At 41.8% G+C, this 26,036-nt stretch carries 21 protein-coding genes; 11 read left to right on the forward strand and 10 right to left on the reverse strand.

The window, feature by feature from the left end:
- Nucleotides 1-1,865 (reverse strand): glucosamine-6-phosphate deaminase (gene nagB, locus BUE31_RS28105; protein ID WP_073407208.1); only part of this gene is annotated, 1,865 nt, incomplete at its 3' end.
- Nucleotides 1,866-2,033: 168 nt separating this feature from the next.
- Between nagB and BUE31_RS28110 the strand changes: the two genes are divergently transcribed.
- Together BUE31_RS28110 and BUE31_RS28115 are read left to right on the forward strand one after the other, a co-directional pair.
- A complete protein-coding gene (locus tag BUE31_RS28110; RefSeq protein ID WP_073407209.1) occupies nt 2,034-3,227 on the forward strand; it encodes an anhydro-N-acetylmuramic acid kinase in 1,194 nt (397 codons plus the stop codon).
- A 233-nt stretch (nt 3,228-3,460) separates the two neighbouring features.
- A complete protein-coding gene (locus BUE31_RS28115) occupies nt 3,461-4,981 on the forward strand; it encodes a S10 family peptidase (protein WP_073407210.1) in 1,521 nt (506 codons plus the stop codon).
- Between the two features lie 142 nt (nt 4,982-5,123).
- On the opposite strand, the gene BUE31_RS28120 is transcribed toward BUE31_RS28115, so the two are convergent.
- The 3 genes from BUE31_RS28120 to BUE31_RS28130 all read right to left on the reverse strand — a co-directional run bounded on the left by BUE31_RS28120 (nt 5,124) and on the right by BUE31_RS28130 (nt 7,863).
- Nucleotides 5,124-6,218: a hypothetical protein gene (locus BUE31_RS28120; protein ID WP_073407211.1), complete on the reverse strand. Its 1,095-nt coding sequence runs from the start codon at nt 6,216-6,218 to the stop codon at nt 5,124-5,126.
- A gap of 357 nt (nt 6,219-6,575) precedes the next feature.
- Nucleotides 6,576-6,914, reverse strand: coding sequence for a DUF4288 domain-containing protein (locus tag BUE31_RS28125; RefSeq protein WP_073407318.1), 339 nt, complete (start codon nt 6,912-6,914; stop codon nt 6,576-6,578).
- A gap of 280 nt (nt 6,915-7,194) precedes the next feature.
- Nucleotides 7,195-7,863: a head GIN domain-containing protein gene (locus BUE31_RS28130; RefSeq protein WP_073407212.1), complete on the reverse strand. Its 669-nt coding sequence runs from the start codon at nt 7,861-7,863 to the stop codon at nt 7,195-7,197.
- Nucleotides 7,864-8,015: 152 nt separating this feature from the next.
- On the opposite strand from BUE31_RS28130, the gene BUE31_RS28135 reads away from it, so the two are divergent.
- From BUE31_RS28135 to BUE31_RS28145, 3 genes are all read left to right on the forward strand, one after another.
- The gene (locus BUE31_RS28135; protein WP_073407213.1) at nt 8,016-8,996 is read left to right on the forward strand and encodes a helix-turn-helix domain-containing protein; all 981 of its coding nucleotides are present in this window, start codon (nt 8,016-8,018) and stop codon (nt 8,994-8,996) included.
- A gap of 116 nt (nt 8,997-9,112) precedes the next feature.
- A complete protein-coding gene (locus tag BUE31_RS28140; protein ID WP_073407319.1) occupies nt 9,113-11,227 on the forward strand; it encodes a prolyl oligopeptidase family serine peptidase in 2,115 nt (704 codons plus the stop codon).
- A gap of 176 nt (nt 11,228-11,403) precedes the next feature.
- Nucleotides 11,404-12,189: an SGNH/GDSL hydrolase family protein gene (locus BUE31_RS28145; RefSeq protein WP_073407214.1), complete on the forward strand. Its 786-nt coding sequence runs from the start codon at nt 11,404-11,406 to the stop codon at nt 12,187-12,189.
- A 300-nt stretch (nt 12,190-12,489) separates the two neighbouring features.
- On the opposite strand, the gene BUE31_RS28150 is transcribed toward BUE31_RS28145, so the two are convergent.
- Together BUE31_RS28150 and BUE31_RS28155 are read right to left on the reverse strand one after the other, a co-directional pair.
- Nucleotides 12,490-13,725 carry a serpin family protein gene (locus tag BUE31_RS28150; protein WP_073407215.1) on the reverse strand — a complete coding sequence of 412 codons (1,236 nt, stop codon included), beginning with the start codon at nt 13,723-13,725 and terminating at the stop codon, nt 12,490-12,492.
- 193 nt (nt 13,726-13,918) lie between these two features.
- The gene (locus BUE31_RS28155; RefSeq protein WP_073407216.1) at nt 13,919-15,589 is read right to left on the reverse strand and encodes an ArnT family glycosyltransferase; all 1,671 of its coding nucleotides are present in this window, start codon (nt 15,587-15,589) and stop codon (nt 13,919-13,921) included.
- 263 nt (nt 15,590-15,852) lie between these two features.
- On the opposite strand from BUE31_RS28155, the gene BUE31_RS28160 reads away from it, so the two are divergent.
- The 3 genes from BUE31_RS28160 (at nt 15,853) to BUE31_RS28170 (ending at nt 18,518) form a co-directional block, all read left to right on the forward strand.
- Nucleotides 15,853-16,719, forward strand: a complete 867-nt coding sequence (locus tag BUE31_RS28160; RefSeq protein ID WP_073407217.1) for an alpha/beta hydrolase — start codon at nt 15,853-15,855, stop codon at nt 16,717-16,719.
- A 107-nt stretch (nt 16,720-16,826) separates the two neighbouring features.
- Nucleotides 16,827-17,723: an MBL fold metallo-hydrolase gene (locus BUE31_RS28165; protein ID WP_073407218.1), complete on the forward strand. Its 897-nt coding sequence runs from the start codon at nt 16,827-16,829 to the stop codon at nt 17,721-17,723.
- Between the two features lie 81 nt (nt 17,724-17,804).
- Entirely contained in the window at nt 17,805-18,518 is a 714-nt protein-coding gene (locus BUE31_RS28170; protein ID WP_073407219.1) for a hypothetical protein, read from the forward strand.
- A gap of 65 nt (nt 18,519-18,583) precedes the next feature.
- Here BUE31_RS28170 and ruvC read toward each other — a convergent pair whose 3' ends face one another.
- The 3 genes from ruvC to BUE31_RS28185 form a co-directional block, all read right to left on the reverse strand.
- Complete coding sequence (gene ruvC, locus BUE31_RS28175) at nt 18,584-19,174, reverse strand: crossover junction endodeoxyribonuclease RuvC (protein ID WP_073407220.1); 591 nt, start codon at nt 19,172-19,174, stop codon at nt 18,584-18,586.
- 445 nt (nt 19,175-19,619) lie between these two features.
- A complete protein-coding gene (locus BUE31_RS28180) occupies nt 19,620-20,117 on the reverse strand; it encodes a hypothetical protein (RefSeq protein WP_073407221.1) in 498 nt (165 codons plus the stop codon).
- Between the two features lie 87 nt (nt 20,118-20,204).
- The gene (locus BUE31_RS28185) at nt 20,205-21,374 is read right to left on the reverse strand and encodes a THUMP domain-containing class I SAM-dependent RNA methyltransferase (RefSeq protein WP_073407222.1); all 1,170 of its coding nucleotides are present in this window, start codon (nt 21,372-21,374) and stop codon (nt 20,205-20,207) included.
- Between the two features lie 79 nt (nt 21,375-21,453).
- Between BUE31_RS28185 and BUE31_RS28190 the strand changes: the two genes are divergently transcribed.
- Nucleotides 21,454-21,816, forward strand: a complete 363-nt coding sequence (locus BUE31_RS28190) for a DUF3127 domain-containing protein (protein ID WP_073407223.1) — start codon at nt 21,454-21,456, stop codon at nt 21,814-21,816.
- 169 nt (nt 21,817-21,985) lie between these two features.
- On the opposite strand, the gene BUE31_RS28195 is transcribed toward BUE31_RS28190, so the two are convergent.
- Nucleotides 21,986-22,795 carry a T9SS type A sorting domain-containing protein gene (locus tag BUE31_RS28195; RefSeq protein WP_073407224.1) on the reverse strand — a complete coding sequence of 270 codons (810 nt, stop codon included), beginning with the start codon at nt 22,793-22,795 and terminating at the stop codon, nt 21,986-21,988.
- 206 nt (nt 22,796-23,001) lie between these two features.
- Here BUE31_RS28195 and BUE31_RS28200 point away from each other — a divergent pair, with 206 nt between their 5' ends.
- Nucleotides 23,002-24,813, forward strand: a complete 1,812-nt coding sequence (locus BUE31_RS28200) for a sensor histidine kinase (protein ID WP_073407225.1) — start codon at nt 23,002-23,004, stop codon at nt 24,811-24,813.
- 208 nt (nt 24,814-25,021) lie between these two features.
- Entirely contained in the window at nt 25,022-25,714 is a 693-nt protein-coding gene (locus BUE31_RS28205; protein ID WP_073407226.1) for a response regulator transcription factor, read from the forward strand.
- Nucleotides 25,715-26,036 lie beyond the last annotated feature (322 nt).

The following is a 26,036-nucleotide window of genomic DNA, read 5'->3' on the forward strand; positions in this document are numbered from 1 at the left end:
TTGTCATAAGCCCTGGCAGTTTCTCTTGTACGGTCTTCAGCTCTCACCCAAAACTCCCTGGCATCATCACCCGGGAATACAGGCCTGTCTTTTTGACTTTGGTGTTTGAAGATGGCATTCCTTTTCCTGATCACCTCCTGTGGGGATAACGGTACGGCCATTTCTATTTCATGGGTTTCAAACTCCAGCCAGGCACCCCGGTACATCCACAACCAGCAGTCTTTTACCCAGTCTTCCGTTTCCCTTAGTCTTTTTAAGGCGGCTATAATGATGTTAAAACAAACCAGGTGCGTTCCGTTCGGGTCGGCAAAGTCGCCCGCTGCAAAGATCTGCTGCGGTTTTACTTTTTGCAGCAGCTCAATGGTGAGCTTGATGTCTGCCTCGCCTGCCGTGTTCTTCTTGATCTTGCCGGTTTCATAAAACGGCAGGGCCATAAAGTGGATATGGTCGTCCTGTAATCCGGCATACCTTGCTCCCGAGATCGCTTCTGTCTTTCTTATAAATCCTTTTACATCCCTGATCTCTTTGGTATCTACCTGGTTGGGCTTTTTGGTCGGGATAAAGGCCCGCATCTCTTCATATACCTTTTTTAACTTGGTATTGTCATCGCCTATGCTGTTGTTAAAATCTATTGCAAATTCTACGAATCTTAGCACGTCATCATCCCATACGGCCGTATTGCCCGAGGTTTGGTAAGCTACATGCACATCATGCCCCTGGTCAACTAGCCGGATAAAGGTGCCGCCCATGGAGATCACATCATCATCCGGGTGGGGAGAGAAGATGATCGAGCGTTTCCTTGCAGGCTGTGCTCTTTCCGGTCTTTGGCTGTCATCCGCATCCGGTTTACCTCCCGGCCAGCCGGTAATGGTATGCTGCAGCTGGTTAAAAATATCGATGTTGATATTGTATACCGGGCCCTGCTCTACTGCAAGCTGGGCCATGCCATGGTTGTTATAATCTTCTTCGGTAAGTTTCAGGATCGGTTTGTTCAGGTTATCGGCCAACCAGATCACCGCTTTCTTTTTCAGACCGTTTTCCCATACGCAGTCTTTTACCAGCCATGGGGTATTGAACCGAGTTAATGAACTTGCAGCAGGTTCATCCAACACAAATTCCACATTATCCGAGAGCTGCAGGTAAGTAGCCGGTACATCACCGGAGATCTCGCCTTCTACCGCTTTTTTGATGATCGGCGCTTTCTTCCCGCTCCAGGCCATCAGGATGATCTCTCTAGCTTTGAAGATGGTGCCGATGCCCATGGTGATGGCCTTGGTAGGCACATTCTGTTTACCGCCAAAGTCTCTTGAAGCATCATTCCGGGTCAAATCATCCAGGGTTACCAGCCGGGTACCCGAGTTGGGCGCCGAGCCCGGCTCGTTAAAGCCGATGTGGCCGGTTCGGCCAATCCCTAAGATCTGCAGATCCAGTCCACCCAATGCGGTGATCTTTTTTTCATAATCCAAGCAAAAGGCGGCTACCGCTTCCTGGTCAAGGGTGCCATCAGGGATGTGCACATTATCTTTATCGATATCTACATGCGAGAACAGGTTCTCATTCATGAACGTTACATAGCTTTGTGCCGCATTAGGCTGCATGGGGTAGTATTCGTCCAGGTTAAAGGTGATCACGTTTTTAAAGCTTAAGCCTTCCTGCTGGTGCTGGCGCACCAGCTCGGCATATACCCCTATCGGGGTTACACCAGTGGCTAAGCCCAGCACGGTCTTTTCGCCTTTTGCAGTTTTGCTCTTTATCAGCTTGGCTATTCGCTGGGCTACTGCCAGCGATGCTTCTTTCTGATTGCTGTACACCGTTACCGGCAGCTTCTCGTAACGCGTCTCTTCTAGTAAATTTAATCTCGCCATTGGGTTGGTTGGGTTGTATCCGTAGCCTTAAATCCAATTACTTCGGATTCATGGCTAACAGCTTTAGACTTAGAAAATTTGGTGAAAACAAATATATTCAGATATGTTTATAATTTGGCTAATAATTTAACTTTTGTACATGCATTAACATTTAGGTAATTTAAGCCCATGTTAGCCCTTAATACAAACCTGCAAAAGCTGGTAAGCATCGCTCAAAAAACAGAAAAAACAGGGATCGGCTTAATGTCGGGCACCTCGCTCGACGGGCTTGACATTGCCTTGTGCCGTTTTAAAGGCAGCGGCTTGCAAACCAAATTTTCGCTGATAAATTTTATAACTATCCCTTATGCCGATGCCTTTAAAAACGAGGTACAACAGGTTTTTGCACATAAAGAAGCAAGTCTTGAAAAAGTCTGCCTGCTTAATGAATACATCGGAGATTTTCATGGACAACTGGTATTGCAGGCCCTTAACGGTTGGGGTATTAAACCTGCTGAGGTAGATTTTATAGCCAGCCACGGGCAAACAATTTATCATGCCCCCAAACGACGGCATAAACAGCCAGGCTATTCAAATGGGACCCTGCAAATTGGAGATGGTGATCATTTGGCTGTTAAAACGGGCATATTAACCATCAGTGATTTCAGACAAAAGCATATTGCCACAGGTGGTGAAGGTGCACCGCTGGCTTTATATGGCGATGTATTGCTGGGGAGTAAAATCGGTGAAAATAGGATCCTGTTGAATATCGGTGGAATTGCCAACCTTACCTGGTTACCTGCCGATGGTAATTATGCCGGTATTGTGTGTACGGATGTTGGCCCCGGCAATACGCTGATTGATGCAGCCTGCCGCAAACATTTTAATAAGGCATATGACGAAGATTCAAAAATCGCCTTTTCGGGTAACATAAATGAAGACTTGTTAGCCGCCCTACTCGATCATCCATTTTTTAGTGAGCAGGCACCCAAAACCACCGGGCCTGAATTATTTAGCCTGGCTTATGTTGAGGCTGCGCAGCAAAGGTCAAACACTTTAAATATCAGCAACGAAGACCTGGTTTGTACTTTGAGCGCATTCACCGCTAAAACAATCACTGATTTTATTTCAAAGAATTTTGAGGCTGATAATATCCGGATTTTTACCAGTGGCGGGGGGGCGAGGAATATTTATATCATTGAACATTTAAAGAAAGCTTTACCACTGGTTGCTATTAAAACTACAGGTGATCTGGGTATTGACCCGGATGCTAAAGAAGCCATCCTGTTTGCCCTTTTAGGAAACGAGGCATTGTGCGGCGAATCTATGGCGATAGGAAATAACCCTGCGGTTTTAATGGGGAAAATTAGTTTCCCTTTGTAAAAGCACTCGAAAAGACTTACGAAGTTTTCAAAACATCGTAAGTCTGATGTACCAAGATCTTAAATTATACTTACTGCCATGACATTTTTACAATAACAACCCTGCTTAGTGTATTTAACCCATTGCAAAAGCACTAAGAAAAGTTTAGTATTGTAACTGCTTTAACAGAGGCAACAAGGCAGCTAATCAACTTGTTTAAATCCTGGTAGCTTATCATTATCAAAATCAATAATATGAAAAAATATTTATTTGCCCTTGCAGCTGTTTGCTGTGTTACAGGAGCAAGCTTTGCCCAGGTTGAGCCTGCTGCACCAAAAAACACTAACCCTATTTCTAAAGGCCGCATCCTGTCGGTAGATTCGGCCGTTGTTACCAAGCACCAGGTAACTATAAAAGGAAAGCTTATCCCTTATACCGCAACTGCCGGCAGTATGCCGATTTGGGATAATGACGGACGCCCGATTGCCGGTGTGTTTTACACTTATTATGAAAGAGATGATGTTACTGATAGGTCTACCCGTCCGTTAGTGATCTCATTTAACGGTGGCCCCGGCACACCATCTGTATGGATGGAAATAGGTTATACCGGACCGCGCTTACTTAATATTGATAATGAAGGATATCCTATTCAACCATACGGCATTGGCGAGAATAAAAATTCCATACTTGATGTTGCCGACATTGTGTACCTGGACCCGGTAAACACCGGCTATTCACGAATAGTTAACAAAGATACGCCTGGCTCTAAATTCTTTGGGGTAAATGAAGATATTAAATACCTGGCCGAGTGGATAAATACTTTTGTTACCCGTAAAAATCGCTGGGCATCGCCTAAGTTTTTAATTGGCGAAAGCTACGGAACAACAAGAGCTTCGGGCCTTGCGCTTGAACTGCAAAATTCGCAATGGATGTACCTTAACGGGGTGATCCTTGTATCACCAACGGATCTTGGTATTGAACGGAGCGGCCCGGTACAGGCAGCACTTAAACTGCCTTATTTTGCTGCCACCGCATGGTACCATGGAGCACTTGCCCCGGAATTACAGCAAAAAGACCTTACTGCATTTTTGCCTGAAGTTGAGAACTTTACCATCAATGAGCTGATCCCTGCCCTATCACGCGGTGGATTTATTGATGATGCCCAACGCAGCGCTATTGCTGCAAAAATGGCCCGGTACACCGGTATTTCAGAAAAAGTGATCATGCAGAATAACCTGGATGTATCATACGATCTTTTTTGGAAAGAGTTATTGCGTGATAAAGGGTTTACAGTTGGCAGGCTTGATTCTCGCTACAAGGGAATTGACAGGCAGGCGGGCGGCGAAAGCCCTGATTATAATGCGGAGCTTGTTGCATGGCTGCATGCGTTTACCCCTGCAATTAATATTTACCTGCGTGGCGAGCTGAACTACAAAACCGATTTGAAATATAACATGTTTGGTAACGTATGGCCATGGGACGATAAAAATAATCACACCGGCGAAAACCTGCGCCAGGCCATCGCACAAAATCCATACCTGCACCTGTTGATCCAATCAGGCTATTATGATGGCGCATGCGATTATTTTAATGCTAAATACAGCCTTTGGCAGCTCGACCCAAGCGGTAAGCTTAAAGATCGCCTAAAATGGGAAGGTTATAAAAGCGGGCATATGATGTACCTGCGTAAGGAAGATTTGGCGGTAGCTACAGAAAACCTAAGAAAATTCATACAGGAGTCCGTACCGAAAGCCGGTACACCTGCTAAGTATTAAAACCCGTAGAGACACAATACTTTGTGTCTCTGAATATTTGTGTCTCTGTATAAATATAACAAAGCCTTCTCATTACGTGCATGAGAAGGTTTTTATTTTAGATGATATTTTATAAGAGGCGCAAAGTATTGCGTTTCTACAATTAATTCTTCAACCCAATCCTGTGGTTGGTATAATCAAGCAAAAATTCATTGTCTGCAAAGAAATCAATACTGAAAATAGTACGCGGATCATGCGTAAATGAAGGGTTTTCAACCTGCGTAAGGTTATAGTCGCTGGTTGTGGTGTACTGGTAACTAAACCCGCTGGTGGTGGTGATAGTAACAGAAGAATTGGCAGCCAGCGTAGTTTGATTAACAGTGGCATTAGGATCTTCAATGTTGGCAAATGCCGGTGTTCCGGTATCAAACAATAAAGTACCCTGGATGCTTTTGCCATTAAAACTTATAGTGGCCGGAATATTCGGCGAATATCCTGCAGATGTATGCGTAAGTGAATGCATAATAAAACCGTTTGAACTGAGGTCATCAGGTACAAGGCCAATGGTAAGCAATTCCTTAACATAAGTTAACTGGTTAGAGATGTATGATGCTTTATCAAATTTTGAAAGCTTAAAGCCCTGCGTTACATTAGCCTTGGTATCAAAATAGCTTAGCGGACTTGCTATACTAAGGTTACTAAAGCTGGTATTTGGCCCTACTCCAAAAATATCATTGTAATGCGGATCCTCTTTATTGCCTGTTTGTGTATCAATTGCCTTATAATATAAAAAGAAAGGGATGCGTTTAGTGGTAACGGAGCCATTTGCATCGCCAATAGTTATTACCGCGTAAGCCAGGTTTCCGTATTCTTTTATTCCGCTGGTTGCATCGCCATAAGTTAAAGTGGCTGTTTGCTTGGTAACGGTAATGCCGTTTACAAGCAGGGAGTCGCCGGTAATTGTTATGCCCGAACTTGTGATCAAAGAAGCTGGAATAAGGCCATCGGCATCAATTGTCATAGCAGATGAACCCGTATCAAATATACTATAGTAAATTTGTTTTACTGTACCTACCTGCGATATAGGAATGATCACTCTCCGGAATATTGTACTTTGATATTCATACAAGCCAAGTGTGGCAATAGGCACCGGTGTTGGTGCGGGCGTATTATGATCTTTTTTACAGGATGCTATTAATACCGTTAAAAACAATCCCCCAACAATAAGCGGGAGATACTCTTTGTACATTTTCCCCATATATCAATTACGTATATTATAAATATTAAAATGGATAACGAAAATTTGCTCTTTTATGTATAGTAAAACTTAAAAGTAGAAATTTATTGTAAGCAATTGCTGTTAAACCCTTGTTAAAAGTTAAAGCAAACCTACTGAATATACGGATTTAATAATGCTGTTAGTTGCTTTAATTAAATATTTTGATTTTATAGTAGTATCAGGGTATGTTTTATTTAGAATAACGCGCTGTTTATACATAGAAAGTAGATAAAATCGGTATTAATTATAAACTTATCTTTTTTCATAATTTATTTTATACTACTGATGTATTTAGCTCCTTCATGGCTTTGAGTGATCTGTTTTAGTAATGCCAAATTATTTTCCTAAACAAGCCAGTAAGCCCGATTTACGCTGTACCTGTTCTATGTACGCTTCTGCATCCTGCTCCTCATAAAGCTTGTAGTACAATTCAGCGCCATCATTTAAATTGGCTATACCATTAATTTCTGTAACGGCAATAAACTGCCACATTACAGTTTCCTTCTTCGCGTTTAAAAAGCTATCCTGCCCGGCAATGCCAACGCTGTTGGCTTTTTCAAGAGCCGCAGCCTCATTTTCGGCTTCAATCAGTCTTAATTGCTCGTCAAACTGTGCGCAGTGATTGCCATCGCCGCTTACTATCCTGAATATTATTTTTGCTATGTACCAGTTCATAGGTTTTGTTTTTTTATCTAAGAATAATTTTTTCACCTCTTTACGCGCAGCGAAGAGAGGTCGACCAGCGTAGCGTTGTCGGGTGAGTCAACTCTGCGTCATTAATTAGCGTTAATGCATCGCGTTAATATCGCTCGCAGAGTTTACTCACCTGGTCATTGCTTCGCTCGACCGGCCCTCTCTTCGCTGCGCGTAAAGAGGGCAGAAGAACATGCTTAATTCATAAATGATCAAGTTTTCTTCTCCTGTTCTTTTTAATTATTTCTAACAGGCATCTATTTTAATCTTTTCTGTGTTTTACTTCCCCATCGCCATATTGCTTAATGTCCTTCAGTACGCCATCGCCCCAATAGCTGATATTGCCCTCACCATAATTACTGATGGTAAGTGTTTCATCAGCATAAACCTCTAAATTGCCTACCGAGTAGTTTTTAAGGCTCACATTTTTTGCAAGCATCCCACGTGCATAAAGGTTCCCTTCTGATTTTGCACTTATCTCTAAAACATTGCAGGTTCCTTCCAGCTCCACATCGCCAACACATGCAGTTATCAGTTTTACAGCCGGGGCGTTTATAGCGAGCTTGCTGCTGCTTTTATCGCTGTAGATCTTTACTTCAACAGGCTCACTTGATTTTAGTGGATTGGCGCATACCAGTGTGCCGTTGGTACTGGCGTTATAAATATTGAATAGCTGCCGGTAATAGATCTTAACATTAAGCCTGCTGAAACCCGGCGTGCGCCATTTTCCTTCGGCGGTAACATACAGGGTGCGGCCCGAGTTGGTTACCTCAATATATTCCTGCAAATTATCATCTGCTTCAACAATTACTTTTTCTTCATCAGCCTGGATCAGTTCAATGGTTCCGTTAATGCTGATGTGCAGGCGGATGAACGAGCTAATACTTTTTACTGCGGATACAATGTTTCCGCTTCCTTTTACTTCAATCATTTGTCGTAGTTTTTTAAAAGACATTTATAAATTTCAATCTTGTTGTCGTAACTAATTGCCGCTCCGGGCGTTTAATTAATAATACAAATGTGGGAAGATGTGCACCCCCGCAGGTTACACCAAACGGAGCAATAGTTATATAAAAAGGAACAATGCCATTTGAATTAAAAAATAAAGCAGACGACCAGGTGCTGCATAGCAATGAATTAGCAGCTGAAGATTTTAACACCGATAAGCTGGTTGAAAATACCATAAGCTTTAACCTGCCCTTTGCTGAAGCTAAAATGAAGCAATGGTACTTTAACGGGATAAGAATGGGTCATCATAACTGGCATTATAATGACCGTGTTGAAATGGAATGGAAGGCCGACCTGGATATGGTTACCCTTTATTTTAACATGCGGGGCAAAACAACTATTGCTAATAAAGATGCCGACAAACCCTATGAGCTGGGTAAGTATCAGCATAATTTATTTTACTCGCAAACCGGCGAAGGCACTATAAAGAATGACGACCTGTACCTTGATACCTTTATGATCCAGTTTAACAGGGATGCTTTTTTACGCCTTACAGAAGATTCAAACGAGGTGTTAAAGCGTTTTGGCGGCAATGTGCTTGAAGGTAAAAATGTTGCGCTTTGCGATAATAGCCTGTTTATGGATATTAATATGCTAAACGCGATAAATGCTATTATAAACTGCAAATACCAGGAAGATTTGAAAAAAATGTTTCTGCTTTCAAAAAGTATTGAGCTATTGGTTTTACAAGCCGAGGCTTATAATAGTTTTCAAAAAAGGGGGAGCGACTATTTAAAAACCGAATATGATAAAGAACGCATTATTTATGCCCGCGAATACCTGGTCCAGCACCTGGATCTTCCGCCAAGCCTAACCGATTTGGCAAAGGTTGCAGGGATAAACGAGTACAAGCTAAAGCGGGGCTTTAAAGAAATGTTTGCCAATACCGTATTTGGCTACCTGGCTGATACCCGCCTTGAGCTTGCCAAAACAGACTTGCTGGAAAGAAAGAAATCTGCCAGCGAAATAGCTTTTGAACTAGGTTATAGTTCCGTACAACATTTTAGCACCGCTTTTAAAAAGAAGTTTGGCGTATCGCCCACCAGGTGTAATTGATTGCTGACAGGATCTGTATAAAAAAGAAAATAGCTCCCTTCATCATTCGATATTCCTTTTCGCCTTTTACCATTCTCACAAAAAATACTAACTTAGCCTACCAACCAATCCTTGCAATGAAAACTATTACCTGTTTATCCGCAGCTGTTTTAATTTGCAGCTTTGCCCTTGCCCAACAAATGAATCCAAAAACTATAGCTTACCCCGCAACCAAAAAGGTTGATACCGTTAATAATTATTTTGGTACCGAAGTGCCTGACCCTTATCGCTGGCTGGAAGATGACCGCGCTGCCGATACCAAAGCCTGGGTACAGGCCGAGAATAAGGTAACGCAGGATTACCTGGGCCAGATCCCCTATCGTGATGCCATGCATGCCCGCCTCAAGCAATTATGGAACTACGAAAAGTACAGCGCCCCCTTTAAGGAAGGCAAATACACCTATTTTTATAAGAATGATGGCCTGCAGAGCCAGTCGGTTTTGTGGCGACAGGTGGGCGATGGGGCTCCGGAGATTTTCCTTGATCCCAATAAATTCTCTGCCGATGGCACTACCTCTTTACAGGGAATTGATTTTACCAAAGATGGCAGCATGGCTGCTTACCAGCTATCAGAAGGCGGCAGCGACTGGCGCAAGGTGATTGTGATAAAAACTGCTGATAACAGCATGGTTGGCGATACGCTTATTGATATAAAATTTAGCGGGATAGCCTGGAAAGGCAATGAAGGCTTTTATTATAGCAGTTATGATAAGCCAAAGGCTGGGAGCCAGCTGGCGGGGATAACGCAATACCACAAGCTGTTTTACCACAAACTGGGCACCGCACAAAGCAGCGATGTGCTGATATTTGGGGGCGATAAAACACCGCGGCGCTACATTGGCGCGGGGCTGACCGAAGATGAACACTTTTTAGTGATCTCGGCTGCCAAAGAAACCACCGGCAACGAACTTTACATCCAGGACCTTAGCAGCCCTAACAGCCTTATTATTAACGTGGTTGATAATTTTGATAACCAGCACAGCGTACTGGGCAATGTGGGCAGCAAGCTGTATATTATTACCAATTTGTACGAGCCCAATTTTAAGATAGTTACCGTTGATGCAGCCGACCCAAAAACCAAAAACTGGAAAGATCTGGTCCCTGCAACCGGCAATGTGCTGAGCGCAACAACTGGCGGCGGAAAGATCTTTGCCGAATACCTTAAAGATGCTACCTCATTTGTGCAGCAGTATAATATGGACGGTAAATTGGAGCGCACCATTACCCTGGCATCAATAGGTACGGCAAGCGGTTTTGGCGCCAAGCTTAAGGAGAAGGAAACATATTATACTTTTACCAATTACGTTTATCCTGGAACTATTTTTAAATTGGATATTGCTACCGGCACATCAACAGTTTATAAAAAAAGCGGGGTACAGTTTAACCCTGAACAGTACGAAAGTAAGCAGGTCTTCTACAAATCAAAAGACGGTACTAAGATCCCGATGCTTATCACTTATAAAAAAGGAACCGTGATGAACGGTAAAAACCCATTATTGCTGTATGCCTATGGCGGCTTTGGCGTTAACCTTACCCCGGCCTTCAGTACATCAAACATTATACTGGTGGAACACGGCGGCATTTACGCGGTGCCTAACCTGCGCGGCGGTGGTGAATATGGCGAAAAGTGGCACAAGGCCGGCATAAAAATGAAAAAGCAAAATGTGTTTGATGATTTTATTGCCGCAGCAGAGTACCTCATCAAAAATAAATATACTTCTAAAGATTACCTGGCAATTTCGGGTGGATCAAACGGTGGCTTGCTGATAGGTGCCGTTATGACCCAGCGCCCCGACTTGTGCAAGGTTGCTTTACCGGCAGTTGGTGTTATGGATATGCTGCGCTACAACCAGTTTACCGCAGGTGCCGGGTGGAGCTATGATTATGGTACAGCACAAGACAATAAGGAGATGTTTGCGTATTTGTATAAATATTCACCTTATCATGCTTTAAAGCCCGCCAGCTACCCTGCAACTATGGTTACTACTGCTGATCATGACGACCGCGTGGTACCAGCCCACTCGTTTAAATTTGCCGCACGGCTGCAGGAATATCAGAAAGGCCCGGCGCCAACCCTTATCCGCATTGAAACCAAGGCTGGTCACGGTGCTGGCCAAAGTACCGAACAAGTAATTAGCGGCCAAGTTGATAAATGGGCATTTATGTTTTGGAACATGGGTGTGAAGTTTTGAGGTTAGTGATTAGAGACTAGCGATCAGTAAGAATATATATTAGCGCCCTTGTTAGTGTTGTCCCCAACAAGTTGGATGAAGTATGTGGGGGGGTAAAAAGCACGGCGTGGTTTTCGGCAGGATAAGCACAGTGGGTGTCCTTGTTAGTGAATACAGCTATAAACCAATTATAAGTTATGATAAAACTTAAAATATCACTTTTAACAGCATTTGTGATCTTGCTTTATGTTACCGGCGCATTTGCACAGGCTAAAAAAGATCTTAATATTGTATTTATTGGCAACAGCATTACTTATGGTTCAGGCTTAAGTGATCCGGCAACGGAAGCGCCCCCGGTTATAGCGGTTAATTATTTAAAGCAGCAAAGTAATATAGGGAAGGTTGAGTTTGTAAACCAGGGACACAGCGGCTATACAACGGTTGATTTTTTACCATCAACAAACGGGATATTTAAAGATGTTGAACAGGCAGCCAAAGCCTTTACCGATAAACAGGCGCTGCTGATATTCTCCGTTAAGCTGGGCACAAATGACAGCGCCATTGAAGGCCCGAGAGGGGCGCCCGTTTTCCCGGAAGTGTATTACCAAAATTTAAAGACCATTGCTGATAGTTTACTGAAAGAGTTTCCGGGCAGCATCGTTATTTTTCAGCATCCGGTATGGTACAGCCCCAATACCTATAACGGTGCAAAATACCTTGCTGAGGGATTAGAACGCCTGCAAAATTACCTGCCGCAGATAGATCAACTGGTAGAAGACTATACCGCAACTTATCCGAAGCGTGTTTTTGTAGGTGATACCAAGGCTTTCGATTACTTTAAAAAACATTCCCTTACCGATTTCCAGCCAGAGCAAGGTCACCAGGGCACATTTTATCTGCATCCCAACCAGCAGGGCGCTGTAGCGTTAGGAAACTTTTGGGGCGAAGCGATAAATAAAGTATTAAAGAAAATAGGGAAATAAAATCAATTTTAATGAGATGGTAAACCAGGCGTCATTACAATGGCAGAGGGGTAAGTAATTTTTTTTACTAAAAACAAAACGCGATGCTTGCTGTTGATGGTAGCGTTGCAGCAGCATTGATTTTAGATCTATAATACTTCAGATAATATTAAAATGATTTTTTAATCAGAGGGCGGAGTAACCATCCGCCCCCTGAAGGGGAGTTTCGCCTCAAATTTTTCGGGATTGAAAAATGTTAGTTAAGGAGGCAAGAAGCTATTCAAAAAACTCCCCCTTCAAGGGGGTAAGACGGCTATAGCGTTATTTTGTTGGATCGTTCACTGTACCCATAAATATAATGAGGCCGCTGCTCATTTCCCTTATTGCAAATATAAAAGGATGATTAATAGCAACCGTTTGTGGTATAATAACATCTGTTGGAACTATACCCACTAGTGTTACTGCCGCCGCAGTAGTACCGCTTTCATCAATTTCAACAAAAGCTTTATGTTTAACCTCGCTTATTTGCAGGTTACCGCTTGTGCTTATTAACGAAAAATCGGCCTGATCAGTAAAAGCAATTCCCATACCTAAATTTGTCAGTGCGTTGTTTAGCGTTACGCTGTAACTAAATTTAAATTTTGGCAATGATATTTCGCTGTTTAAAGGTACTAACTTTTGTGTTAAGTTTTGCCATTTTACTGAATCTAATCCGGCTATTACATCTTTAAGCGGCGTACCGTCTGTCGGCATGATAATAACCATACTGAATTTCCTGTCAGAATAGGGCAACTCAAAAATATTCAGCCCCCCTTCGGCGTAATAATTATAGTCATTTGTGCCAGTCATAAAACTGGTTGTTACCTGGCTGCCATCAGATTTATAAAATGGCTTTGGCTGGGTTTTAGCCGGGTCGAATTTTTGATTCCAGCTGCTTTTAAAATAAATGGCATTTACCAGGTACATAACGACTTGCTTGTCTATCGCATCAATAATGGTTTGTATTTTCCCGTTAGTATTATCATTCACCCAATTGTTAATGGTATTTACCGATGATTGGCTGTTAAAATCAAGTGCCTGCACTTGGGCATGAAAATTATCGGTATTGGTTTTTAAAAATTGAGGCAGCACATCAAAGCCCTGCCTGTACCAAATGGAATTTGCTATTTTAAGTGTAGTATTAGGGTTAAGCAGCGGTAAGTTGGTAATAAGGTTGTTGTAATAATTGTTTACCTGTTGCTGTGTAAGACCGGCAAAGTTCAATGTATTCCGTATAGCATCAAGCGTTTGGCCGTTAGCGCCATTACTGGTCATCCCAAGGGCAAAACTCACGCTTAAGGGCGATACAAACAGGTTGGCATTTGAAGTATTTGCGCCGCTTAGGTTTTTAAACAGTTTTAAGGAAAACACATTGTCCGCTGTAACTTTTTGTTCCTCGAAAGATGAAAGTACCAGGCTCTTTCCCTTAAGCAGGGGTGTGATATTGTTTTTTTTGCAGGAAGCAATAACAATTATCAAAAAGCTTAATAATAACAGCGAAGTTTTGTGTTTTACCATTATATAACAATAAGGAGCAATTAATTTATTTTCACCTGGTTATTAAGTATTACGGAGATAGATTGGTAAGTGATACAGGGGGATACAAAAAATTAATTTCGAATAATGAATTTTGAATATCGAACAACGAAGTTTACTTCATCATTCGATATTTAAAAATCAGATCCTTATTTTAAGGATATAGAGCACTAACCTATTCCACTTCAACAACAACCATGGCTGTCAGTTCCTTCTCCCTTGTTTTTTTGTTTAAAAAAGGGAGCCCGATCCGCGTAACCCAATAGCGCTGAAATGTTGCTAGTGTTTGGGTGTGCAGGCCTTTGGCATTTAGTCCTTTTACTGCTTCGGCCTCGGTGTATAACAAAAATGGGGGTGCCGGGTGACTAAGTTTCCCATCCGCATTAAAAGCAAAAACGGGCTTATTACTGTAAAACTCAAAAGGGGTAGAGTTATCATCTATAACCGCGGCAACAGGCAGGTTCCGCGGGTTATGATCATTTATCCATATAGAAGCTTCGCTGCTTGTTTGGTAGTGCATTAATGATGGATAAAAAGAAAGGTTAAGGTACAGGTTAACAATAAATGAAACCAGCAGGGTGCGGAGTGCGATTTTTTGATACCCGTGGATCCTGATAAACCTTGAAAAAAACAAAAGCATTATTAAAAGCATCAACAGGGTTAAAGCTGTGAACCAGCTAAATACTTGGGGCCTGAAAAAATAATGGAGAGCAGCTATCAGCAACAACATAAGGCTAATAACAACATTTTGTGTAATGGCAATTGCAAGAATAGATTTTTTGCCTGATAGGTAGTTAAGGTACTGCGCCGTAATAATGGCAAAAAACGGGAACACGATATTTAAATAATGCGGTAGCTGAAACCCTGATGCCGAAAATAGCAGGAAGGTAAGCAGCGCCCCGCTAATGCAATACCATTCCTTAGCCTGTGCATATTTAAAGCCCTTTTTTATAAACTGGAAAACAGCCACAAACATAATAAGCGACCATGGCAAGAAGGCCCAAAGAGCGGTATGTACAAAAAACAAAAGATCGCCGTGGCCTTTTATGGGGCCGGTGTTAAAGAAGCGGCCAAACTGGCTATCCCAAAAGAAAAAACGGATCCCTGATACGCCTTTTTGTCCAAAAATAACCTTTTCGGGATGAAGGTCAAATTGCTGATTAAGGCACCAAAGCTCGGGCAGGATAAATATAAAAATTAACACCGCTGCTATTAGCCAGCGTAAGTTAAACAAAGACCGCCACTGCCTGGTAAAGATAAATTGCCCTGCTATGGCACCGCCAATTGGCACCAGGGCAAACATGCCTTTGGTCATAATAGCGCAGGCGGTGAAAATGCAGCCAGTAAGCAGTTGCCAAAAGCTATTATTAGTATGGGCTTTATAAAAATGATAAACGGCGGCAATAATAAGCCCGGTTAAATAAGGCTCGGCGCGCACATCGTTATTTGATAATACAATATGCTGGGCGGTGAGCAATATCAGTACGCTCCACAAAGCAATTTGCTTGTTGTACAATTCTTTGGCCAGCAGCCAGGTATAATAAGCCCCCATCATTAAAAACAGGATGCCAGGTAGTTTATAGGCCCAGGTAGTAAACCCGAACAACTTAAAGGAAAGCGCGGTTATCCAAAACGGAAAATGGGGCTTATCAAGCCAGTCGGCGCCATGATAAATAAGCTGTACAAAATCATTGCGCTGAACCATTGTTTTGGAAATAAGCGCATAGATGGTAGCGTCAACACCCTGGATAGGGATAAACAAGCCGCTAAAATTTATTAAAACAGCCAAGCCGGTAAAAAGGTAAAGCAATTTATTTTGGGCTGGTGTTGGGCTTTCGTCTGTCATAGCTAAGGGTGCATAAAGGTAAAGAGATTTTGGGTAAATGTTTTATCTTAAAGCTAAAAGTGGGCTGTCATGCTGAGGCACTCGAAGCATGCGGGCAAAGGCCTAAGCACCATGCTTAGCAAGCGGACTGGCCACTGCGCTCATGCTTCGAGTGCCTCAGCATGACAGCCTTTTTTAACGGGTATATCAACATTTTTACACTAAATATATAAGGTTAAGCAATATATCCCCGATATTGAAACACAAACCAACTAACCTTAATTATGAAAAGATCCTTCATACTGTTGATCCTTGTATTGCTGCTTTGCACGGGCCTGTTATCAGCGCAAACGGGTAAGGTTTATGACAATCTTTCACTGCCCAGCAAAATATTAAAAAGCGACCGCAAATATGCCGTTTACCTGCCACCTGGTTATGAAACATCTGATCGCAGCTATCCAATCTTATACCTGCTGCACGGCAGCGGTGATGACCAAACCGGCTGGGTGCAATTTGGCGAAGTATTAAACATAACCGACAAAGCAATAGCCGATGGCATAGCTACCCCCATGATTATTGTAATGCCCGATGGCAATACAGGCAGGCGTGGTTATTTTAACGATATAAAAGGCGACTGGAATTATGAGGATTTCTTTTTTAAGGAGCTGGTGCCCTTTGTTGAAAAGAAATACCGCGTAAAAAGCGATAAACGCTTCCGTGCTATTTCAGGCCTGTCCATGGGTGGTGGCGGCACTTTTATGTATGCCCTGCATCACCCTGAAATGTTTTCATCCGCTTGTCCGCTCAGCGCATCGGTTGGGCCGCTAACTTTAGATGATGCCCGCACCTCCATCACCAAAAACAACCCCGGTATTGCTGATTCGCTGATCGTAAATTATTATAACCAGCACAGTGCTATAGCATTAATAAATAATATGCCCGACAGCCAGAAGAAAGCAGTGCGCTGGTATATTGATGATGGTGATGACGATTTTTTGTACGAAGGTAACTGCCTGGTGCATATCGCCATGCGCAAAAAAGAGATCCCGCACGAGTTCCGCATCCGTGATGGCGCTCATACATGGACCTACTGGCGTGCATCATTGCCAAGCGTACTTGAGTTTGTATCGCAGGCATTTCATCAGTATTAAATTGAGATGCAGGCAACCGGAATAGAAAGAATGACGTTGTTATTTGTAATTGTTTATCTCTAATTTTAACTAATCTCTGATTAACCAACCTCTAATCTCTAACACCCATGGAACGCCGTCAATTTTTAAGAAACACCGCATTAACAGCAGGTTCGCTTGCATTATTAGGCCGAAAAAGCTTTGCAGCCCTGCTGGCCGACCCTGCTTACCAGTTTAAGCCCCTGCGCAATAACGTAGGCATGTTTGCCGAACAGGGCGGTACCATTGCCTGGCTGATAAATAAAGAAGGTATTGTTGTTGTAGATGCTGAATTTCCTGATCCGGCAAAGCACCTGATAGCCGAGTTAAAAAAACAATCCGATCTGCCTTTTGAGTGGCTGATAAATACCCATCACCATGGCGACCATACCAGCGGCAATATCTCATTCAAGGGCATCGCAAAAAATGTGGCTGCGCATACCAATTCGCTGGCCAATCAAAAAGCGGTTGCAATAAAAAATAACAAGGAAGATCAGCAGTTGTACCCTGATACTACTTTTACCGATACCTGGAAGATAAAGGTTGGCGATGAGCATATTACTGCTCATTACTTTGGCACCGGCCACACCAATGGCGATGCCATGATCCACTTTGAAAATGCAAACATCGTGCACGCCGGCGACCTGGTATTTAACCGCCGTTACCCATTTGTTGATAACAGCGCCGGGGCATCAGTAAAGCATTGGCCAATAGCTTTGGAGCAGGCAACAAAAAAGTTTGATAAAAACACCATGTTTGTGTTCGGGCATGCTTTTGATCCGCAAAAGGTGATTGGTACCATGGAAGATGTTAAAGCCATGCAGGATTTTATGGAGAAGCTGGAAGCCTATGTTGCCGGCGCGAATAAAGCAGGTAAAACAAAGGATGAGATCTTACAGGCAACTTCTATCCCCGGTGTAACTGAATGGCAGGGAGATGGCATTCAGCGCGGCATTCAGGCTGCTTATGAGGAATTAACAACATAGATACACTAATTTCACGAATTAAGCACACAAGGTTGAAATTCGATTCAATTCGTGTTAATTTGTAACTTAAATAAATAACACATGAAATTTTTACCAGCTCTGCTGTTTCTTGCCTTTTTTATCCCGTTAAATAAAAACTCAAATTCAAAAGAGGTTTTAACCAGTATGTATAAAAAGTATCATGGCACCTGGCATCAATCGCTGAAGTTTAACCAAACTACGGAGCGTTTCAGAAATGATAGTTTGATTAAAACAGATACCTGGTACGAAACCATTGTGTACCCTGATCTGCTGCGGATTGATATCGGCTCAGAAAAAAGCCCCAACGGCATCCTGTTCAGGCATGATTCAACCTATGTGTTTCGGAATAATAAGATAGTTAGGGGAGTGAAAGACGAGAACGAACTGATATTTTTCCTTGGCGGGATGTATTTTAAAACATTCGACCAGGTGCTGGTTCATTTTGCAGAGTTGCATTATGATCTTTCAAAGTTTCATACCTCAACCTGGAAAGGCAAACCTGTTTATGTTTTAGGGGCCGATAAAGATAATGATAAGGTGAACCAGCGTTGGATTGACCAGGAAAAAATGGTAGCCGTGCGATTTATAAAGTATGATAAGGACACCAAAGAAGAAGGCACTTTTGAAGATCAGTTAGCCCTTAAAGGCGCCTGGAGCGAAACCAAATGCAAGTTTTACATAAACGACAAGCTGCTGCAAACAGAAACCTATCATAATTTAGTTGCCGGCGAGCCGGTTGATATGGGCATTTTTGAACCCGGGTTGTTGAAATAAACCGTTGATTTTTTTGATTAAAGGATTCCGCAGATCAAAAGGCCGACAATTGCTGAGTACGATTTTTACTTCTTCACCTTCCCTAATCCCGCAACCCGGCTTGCATTATCCTTGGCAAAAGTATCCCAGCCGGAGTATGATTTCTTGCTGCCTGAGCTTTTGCCCGTAGGAATGCGCTGGAAGGAGTGACAAACAGCTACAGCCAGGCCATCGGTGGCATCTAAAAAATCGGGGGTCTCTGTAAATTTAAGCAGGGTTTGTAGCATAGCGGCAACCTGTTCTTTTGTGGCGTTCCCGTTCCCGGTAATGGATTGTTTTATTTTGCGGGGTGCATATTCGGTAATCACCAAATTGCGCGACAAAGCAGCAGCAATAGCCATGCCCTGTGCCCGGCCAAGCTTCAGCATCACCTGGATGTTTTTACCATAAAATGGCGCCTCAATAGCCAGGCAATCCGGGTTATAGTTATCAATTAAAGCAACTGTTTTTTCAAAGATGCGTTGCAGCTTCAGCATGTGGTCGTCAATTTTTTCCATTTTTACCACACCCAGGCTTACCAGCTCTATTTTTGTACCCACCTCTTTCACAAGGCCGTAACCCATCACTACCGTTCCAGGGTCAATGCCTAATATTATACGTTCTTTTTGAATTTCCATTTGTTCGGCCGGCAATGTGCGGTGGGCTGTAGTGTTTGGATATTTTCTGTGCTAGCCGCATACTACAAACTACGGCATTTTTCGTGAAATAAATAGGCTCAACAACCCTTTGTGTGGAGATTTCCTTATAGAGCCATGGGCTCGAAATATTTTGTAACGCTGGGTTTTAACCCAGCGCAGATAAAACTCACCAAATAAAGTGCCATAGGCACGACCAATATGATATAAATGGATCGAACATACTGTTCTTTTTTTTATTCTTTACATCTTCAACGGATTAAAATCCGTTGTTACAACATTTGCCGAGGCTATGCCTCTGTTTAAGAAAAAAGAGAACCACACAAAAGGTCATAGAGCCAGTAAATACTTCCCCGGGCAAGTATCTCATTACACAAGAAGGCTCTTAAAATATTAGACCATGCTATAAAGTAAAGCCGAAAGCTTATTATGGCGCAACATCATAATTTATTGTTATAGCCGGCAATAAGGTTGCCATATCAAGAGGGATTTGATTATTAGGAAAAATAGGCCTTTTATTACGATAGTTATCATAAGCCGCTTTTTGCAGGTCGGCATCAGGGGTTTCAGGTAAATTATAGCGGATATAAAATGGCATTATATAATCATGCGCTTTTTCATGATTAGGTATTACCCATTTATGATTCGATTTTTTAATGGCCTCAATTACCGGAATCGCTAAAAGGGCATCATCGGCATAATAAATAATAGTCTTTTTAATATTACCCTTTACATCGGCAGTAAATTTAAACATAACCACACCAACAGCTTTTTTCTGAATAATATCCTGAGAAACAACCAGGCTGTCTTTAAAAAATTTGATCATTGCATCCTTCCCGCCCTGGAAAGGAAACGCAATTTCTTCCTGTGCAAAGCAGCTAACGGATATTAATAGAGCTATTATTGATAACGTGATTCTTTTCATTTTATAATTAACATAGTAAACAAACGACAGAGCAGATAGCCGGTCTTTTAACCCAATCGGCTTAATCTAAACTCAATCAACTCAAAACTAATCCCGCGGCTCCCTTTTACTGCCGGTATAAAGCTCATATTCTAATAGGCGGCAGTCAAGCTTGCCATTGTAAAACTCAATTTTGCGCGATGCCCGTAAGCCAATCACCTTCGCAAGGTCGGGGTTGCCGGTAAAAACATAACCGCGATAGCCCAAACACTCCTTTTTCATAAAATCGCCCATCCGCTTATAAGTGGCTTCCAGTTTGGTGTGCACACCAAGGCGCTCACCATATTCAGGATTAAACATTATAACGCCTGGCTCTTCCGGTACCGGTGTATCTGCAAAATCACAAACGCTAAAATCAATTAAATGTTCTACTCCGGCTGTTTTTGCATTTTTTTGTGCGATGTCAACCGCATCTTCTGATATATCAGTAGCAATGATTTTAAAGCCGGTTTCTTTTTTTGCTTTATCCTTTAGCTTTCTGCGTTCGGTAAAAAACACAGTTTCATCATAACCCATAATGTGCATAAAGCCATAATTCATTCTGAACAGGCCCGGGCATTTATCAGTAGCCAGCAGGGCGGCTTCAATAGCAAGAGTACCCGACCCGCACATAGGATTAATAAAAGTGCTTTTCCTATCCCAATGAGTGGCCATAATGGTTGATGTAGCCAAAGCCTCAAGCATGGGCGCCTTTCCCGGTATCTTACGATAGCTGTGCTTAGCCAGCGTTTCGCCCGATGTATCTAGAAATATATCGGCCTCGTTATCCTGCCAATAAAGGTGAACCACCGTTTTATTTGATTCGGCGCCCGAGTTTGGCCGTAAGCCTTTTACAGATTTTATCCTGTCGGCAATAGCATCCTTAACCTTCACATTTGCAAAAAGCGGGGTAAGTATATGCTCGTTATTTACGTTTGACGTAACGGAGAAATAGCCGCTAAAATCAATAAGCTTTTCCCACTCTATCTCAACCAGCTCATCATAAAGCTGTTTGGGGTCGTCGGCATTAAAGCTTTTAATTAAATAAAGCACCTGGCTGGCGCAGCGCAAATTTAAATTTAACGCAATACAGTCGGTAACTGTACCCAAAAGCTCAACGCCGGTTTGAAAAACACGGACAGGCTTAAAACCCAGGTCTTCAACCTCCTGTTGCAGGTAAGCTGACAACCTTTTATTACAGGTTATTATAATTTTATTTTCAGTGTGGAAAACTTGCATGATATTTTGCGAATTTATGAATTAAAAACGCCCGATTTTATTTCTTATCTATTAACTTTACATTTTTAATTTTGAAACTATGGAAATTAAGGGTAAGGTACATGAAGTGAGCCCAACAGTACAGGTTACTGACTCACTAAAAAAAAGAGAATTGATTATTGAATATATCGAAAATCCGCAATATCCGGAGTATTTAAAATTCGAAGCAATACAGGACCGCTGCAATTTATTAGACAATACAAAAGTTGGTGATGATGTTGAAGTTTTCTTCAATTTAAAAGGCCGCCCGTGGACTGATAAAACCGGCAAAAAAAGCTATTTCAACTCTATGCAGCTTTGGAAAATAAACGTTTTAGCAGGCGCAGGCGCTGCTACAACACCAGAATATGCACCTCCGGCCGACATCAGCTCAACACCTGATGAGGATGATTTGCCTTTTTAGTGATGAAAGTTTGCAGTTGCTGGCAGGTAGTTTGCAGTAGTAAAAAGAACAAAGAAAAAGCCATTTCGATTTGAAATGGCTTTTTCTTTGTTTGAAATATTCCGCAGGTAAGCACATTATCACCAGGCAACTGCCCACTGAAAACTGCCCATTGCCCACTTCTTAAAAATTATTCCTCCTTCATTATCCTTTTCAAAGAAATGCTTTTACCCTGTTTTATTTGCAGGTAGTAAATACCGTTTAAGCCTAAAGCAAAGCCTTTGCTAAAGCTGCCGTTTATAGCTTTTTCGCTCCAAAGAAATTTGCCTTCGCTGTCGCTCAGCTTAACTTCAGCGGGCGCTTTTGAAAGCAGGTTAAACATCAGTAAAACTTTACCGCTAGAAAACTGCGGTACAAGGTTCAGGTCTTTAATTTCAAATTTTGGTCCTTCAACATAGGGCATCCTTTTCAGGTCATCGTCTGATGCTTCTGATACACGGAAACTAATATGGGTGCTAACGCCATCGTTATCTGTATTTACATACTCAAAATTCTGGGTGTTTTTCCTGTCGAACCTCCCTATTGAGCGCTCAAATCTTCTCTCTTTCATTTCCATTTTGTCGGCGGCGCCTTCGTCCTGGCGATAGTTAAACACCATTTCCCTGTTCATCTTTTTCATTTTGCCGGGCTTCAGCTCATCACCGCCCAGGGTATCCCCCCGTTTAAAGGTAAAAACACGGCGGTCATTACTGTTTTGCCCGAATTCTTTAACGGGACTTTTAGGCAGATTGTTAATATCAGTTAACGCATCCTGCCTCTCGGCAGCAGAAAGCTCTTTTATATTTTTACCATTTATAGTAGTATCGCCATTTGCTATTCTTATGTCCATATCTTTTTGCGTTTTAATTTGCGCAAGCAATACAGGCGGAAGGCCAAGTATCATCACTAAACTAAAAGAAAAAATAAATTCGAATCCGGGTTTTACTAAAAGCTTTTTCATTGTGGGGTATGTTTGTTTAAAGTTAATTAACTTTAATGGGGTTTTAATATTGCGTGTTCACATCAAAGTTACAGTAACCAGGTTTAATTGCTTGTCAAATTTAAACAAACAACTATATTTCAAGGCGTTAAATATTAGTTATTAATTGTTAAAATTTGTTAAAAGCAAAATATGTAGGCTTATTTAAAATATTTTTGTTTTTTACGATGAGAAAAAGAAGTATAGCACTTATTATCGGGTTGATGAGTTTTGCGCTTTTGGGCGTAATTACTATGCAATTATACTTTTTAAATCAATCCTATCAATTGCAGTCTGAGCTGTTTGACCGCTCGGTAAATGAAGCGCTTAATAATGTGGTAGCAAGGGTTACCCGGCACGATGCATTAAACTTTTTAAATTCAAAAACCAAGCTTCATAATACGGCTGTTACAGCCTGGAAAAGCAAGGCTGTTGACGATAATGGAAACATTAATAATAATTTAACAAAAACCACTTCGAAAAAGAAGCTTACCTATCGCCAAAAAAAATTGGCACTATTGCGCGATAGCCTGCGCAGGCTTATCCTTAATAAAAAAATGGATGAAGAATTTACCAGGCTTACCCATGGCGGCAAATTTGACCTCCAGTTTCGCTTTGAAGAATATACAGATGAGCTCGGCATTACCCATCAGCGCATAACACCCGAATTTGTAAAAAACCCGCAAGCTTCTCAAAAACGAAAACTGCATAAGTATGATACCGTGAAGTATTTATACAGCGACCCTCAATTTGGCAAACAGGTAATTTCTGTTCCCCATTTAAATGAGGAATGGGCACGTGTGCAGGAGAGAAAACTGAAGGAAAAGCAGCTGAGTGAAATAAGGAAATTATTAGAGAACGACTCGCTGGAAAACACACCGCAAAATAACAGTAAAACAACGGTGATTGCTAACCTGGCCGAAGAGTATGGTAAATATGGCGAACCATTAAAATTACGCCTTGATCCATACTGGATTGATACCCTGCTTAGATTTGAACTGCGTAACAAGGGTATTAATTTGCCTTTTAGCTATGAGGTTACCCTGGCTAATAAAGACTCGCTTATTTTTTCAAAAGCGAATGACCTTTCCGGCGTTAAGCCAACATTTACAGATATAAACATTTACCAAACCTCTATCTTTAGTAAGGATGTGATCAATGATCCGGGGCTTATCAGGCTTGCTTTCCCGCAAAGAAATGTATTGCTGTTAAACAAGATGACGGCCTCATTGGCTACAACAGGCGGATTATTGCTTGTATTGATATTTTGTTTTGGTTACACCATATTCTCCATCCTTAAGCAAAAAAAGGTGGCCGAAATGAAGACCGATTTCATTAATAATATGACACATGAGTTCAAAACTCCTGTATCAACCATAATGATCGCCAGCGAGGCCCTGAAGGATAGCGAAATTGCACAGGACAGAAGCCGGGTTGCCCGCCTTGCAAATATTATTTACGAGGAGAACGAACGCTTAGGCAGCCATATTGAAAGGGTATTGAACATTGCCCGGATTGAGAAAAACGATTTTAAGCTGGAAAAAAGACCACTTGATGTTAATGAAATGATTGCCGTAGTGGTTGATAGCATGGAGCTTAAGCTTCAAAAAAACAATGCTGTTATTGCTTTACAGCTTGATGCCGAAAACGCAATTATTAGTGCCGATGAGCTTCATTTTTCTAACGTGATCTATAACCTGATCGACAATGCCATTAAATACAGTGTTAACAACCCTGATATAACTATCAGCACACTTAACAAAAACGGGCAGGTGGTTATTAAAGTGGCCGATAAGGGTGTAGGCATGAGCCGCGACCAGCAAACCAAGATCTTTGAACAATTTTATCGCATCCCTACCGGTAACCTGCACGATGTTAAAGGTTTCGGCCTGGGCTTAAGCTACGTAAACACAGTAGTAAAACGACTTAACGGAATCATCAGCGTAAAATCTGAAAAAGAAAAAGGATCGGAATTTGAGCTGAAATTTCAAATCGCTTAGAGAGGAATTTCGGAAGTCGGAATTTCGATTTCGGATTTTGAAGAAAAGAATAATCTCAAAGAGCGAAGTTAAAGTCTCCCCTACCGGGGGAGATTTAGAGGGGGCCTAGTTTCGGATTTTGAAACGGGTAAGATGCTCAAATAATAAAGTATACTACTAATAACCTTAAAATAATACGCTTTCCGGCTTTCCGGACTACAAAAACATCATGAAAAAAATACTACTGGTTGAGGATGATCCGAATTTAGGCTTACTGTTACAGGATTACCTGCAGTTGAAGGGAAAGTTTGATGTTATTTTGTGTAAAGATGGCGAGGAGGGTTTGCGCACTTTTACCAAGCACACTTTTGATCTGCTGATCCTGGATGTGATGATGCCCAAAAAAGATGGCTTTACTTTGGGCAAGGATATCAGGAAAATTAATGCTCACGTGCCAATAATTTTTGCAACGGCAAAGGGTATGATAGAAGATAAAACCATGGCTTTTAATTTAGGCGGCGACGATTATATTACCAAACCTTTCCGCATTGAAGAACTATTGCTCCGTATAAATGCATTGCTTAAAAGAACCAGCAATTCAGAGAAACACGAAGAAGAAAAACAAACCAGGTTTAAGCTGGGCCACTATACGTTTGATTATACCTCGCAGATCATAACTATTGGCGAGGCACAGCAAAAACTGTCAACCAAAGAAGCCGAGTTGCTGCGCCTGCTTTGCATCCGCAAAAACGAAGTACTTACCCGCGAAGAAGCTTTACTGAACATCTGGCATGATGATAACTACTTTAACGGCCGCAGCATGGATGTTTTTTTAAGTAAGATCAGGAAGTATTTAAAAGACGATCCATCGGTTGAGATCATTAACGTGCATGGAAGAGGGTATAAGTTGCTGATAAATTAAGAAAATAGAATCAGGAATTCAAGAGTCAGGAATCAAGTGTATATAAACTTACGAAGTTTTCAAAACTTCGTAAGTTTTAAGGTCATAATTCGCAATAATCATCCTTCCCTGCCATCTCAATGTTTTAAAATAACAGGGCTGATTTTTTGCGGCTTCAACTGCTACCCTGGCGTTAAAAGCCGACCAATCATTATTACTCTCACCCATAATTCAAATATACCTCAAATTAATTATTACATGTAACAACTTTGTTAAAGCGCTTATTAAGTTTTGCGGTTTTTAATAAATAAGTTTGTTTGCAACTGACAACATTATTAACTGT

The sequence above is a fragment of the Mucilaginibacter sp. OK098 genome, from assembly GCF_900142915.1.
Lineage (GTDB): Bacteria > Bacteroidota > Bacteroidia > Sphingobacteriales > Sphingobacteriaceae > Mucilaginibacter.

Coding starts and splice junctions, on each gene's coding strand:
- BUE31_RS28115 (WP_073407210.1), top strand. CDS start 3,461: ATGAAAAAATATTTATTTGCCCTTGCAGCTGTTTGCTGTGTTACAGGA.
- BUE31_RS28180 (WP_073407221.1), bottom strand. CDS start 20,117: ATGAAAAGAATCACGTTATCAATAATAGCTCTATTAATATCCGTTAGC.
- BUE31_RS28140 (WP_073407319.1), top strand. CDS start 9,113: ATGAAAACTATTACCTGTTTATCCGCAGCTGTTTTAATTTGCAGCTTT.
- BUE31_RS28155 (WP_073407216.1), bottom strand. CDS start 15,589: ATGACAGACGAAAGCCCAACACCAGCCCAAAATAAATTGCTTTACCTT.
- BUE31_RS28205 (WP_073407226.1), top strand. CDS start 25,022: ATGAAAAAAATACTACTGGTTGAGGATGATCCGAATTTAGGCTTACTG.
- BUE31_RS28190 (WP_073407223.1), top strand. CDS start 21,454: ATGGAAATTAAGGGTAAGGTACATGAAGTGAGCCCAACAGTACAGGTT.
- BUE31_RS28145 (WP_073407214.1), top strand. CDS start 11,404: ATGATAAAACTTAAAATATCACTTTTAACAGCATTTGTGATCTTGCTT.
- BUE31_RS28125 (WP_073407318.1), bottom strand. CDS start 6,914: ATGAACTGGTACATAGCAAAAATAATATTCAGGATAGTAAGCGGCGAT.
- BUE31_RS28165 (WP_073407218.1), top strand. CDS start 16,827: ATGGAACGCCGTCAATTTTTAAGAAACACCGCATTAACAGCAGGTTCG.
- BUE31_RS28110 (WP_073407209.1), top strand. CDS start 2,034: ATGTTAGCCCTTAATACAAACCTGCAAAAGCTGGTAAGCATCGCTCAA.
- BUE31_RS28120 (WP_073407211.1), bottom strand. CDS start 6,218: ATGGGGAAAATGTACAAAGAGTATCTCCCGCTTATTGTTGGGGGATTG.
- BUE31_RS28160 (WP_073407217.1), top strand. CDS start 15,853: ATGAAAAGATCCTTCATACTGTTGATCCTTGTATTGCTGCTTTGCACG.
- BUE31_RS28170 (WP_073407219.1), top strand. CDS start 17,805: ATGAAATTTTTACCAGCTCTGCTGTTTCTTGCCTTTTTTATCCCGTTA.
- BUE31_RS28185 (WP_073407222.1), bottom strand. CDS start 21,374: ATGCAAGTTTTCCACACTGAAAATAAAATTATAATAACCTGTAATAAA.
- BUE31_RS28130 (WP_073407212.1), bottom strand. CDS start 7,863: ATGATTGAAGTAAAAGGAAGCGGAAACATTGTATCCGCAGTAAAAAGT.
- BUE31_RS28195 (WP_073407224.1), bottom strand. CDS start 22,795: ATGAAAAAGCTTTTAGTAAAACCCGGATTCGAATTTATTTTTTCTTTT.
- BUE31_RS28150 (WP_073407215.1), bottom strand. CDS start 13,725: ATGGTAAAACACAAAACTTCGCTGTTATTATTAAGCTTTTTGATAATT.
- BUE31_RS28200 (WP_073407225.1), top strand. CDS start 23,002: ATGAGAAAAAGAAGTATAGCACTTATTATCGGGTTGATGAGTTTTGCG.
- ruvC (WP_073407220.1), bottom strand. CDS start 19,174: ATGGAAATTCAAAAAGAACGTATAATATTAGGCATTGACCCTGGAACG.
- BUE31_RS28135 (WP_073407213.1), top strand. CDS start 8,016: ATGCCATTTGAATTAAAAAATAAAGCAGACGACCAGGTGCTGCATAGC.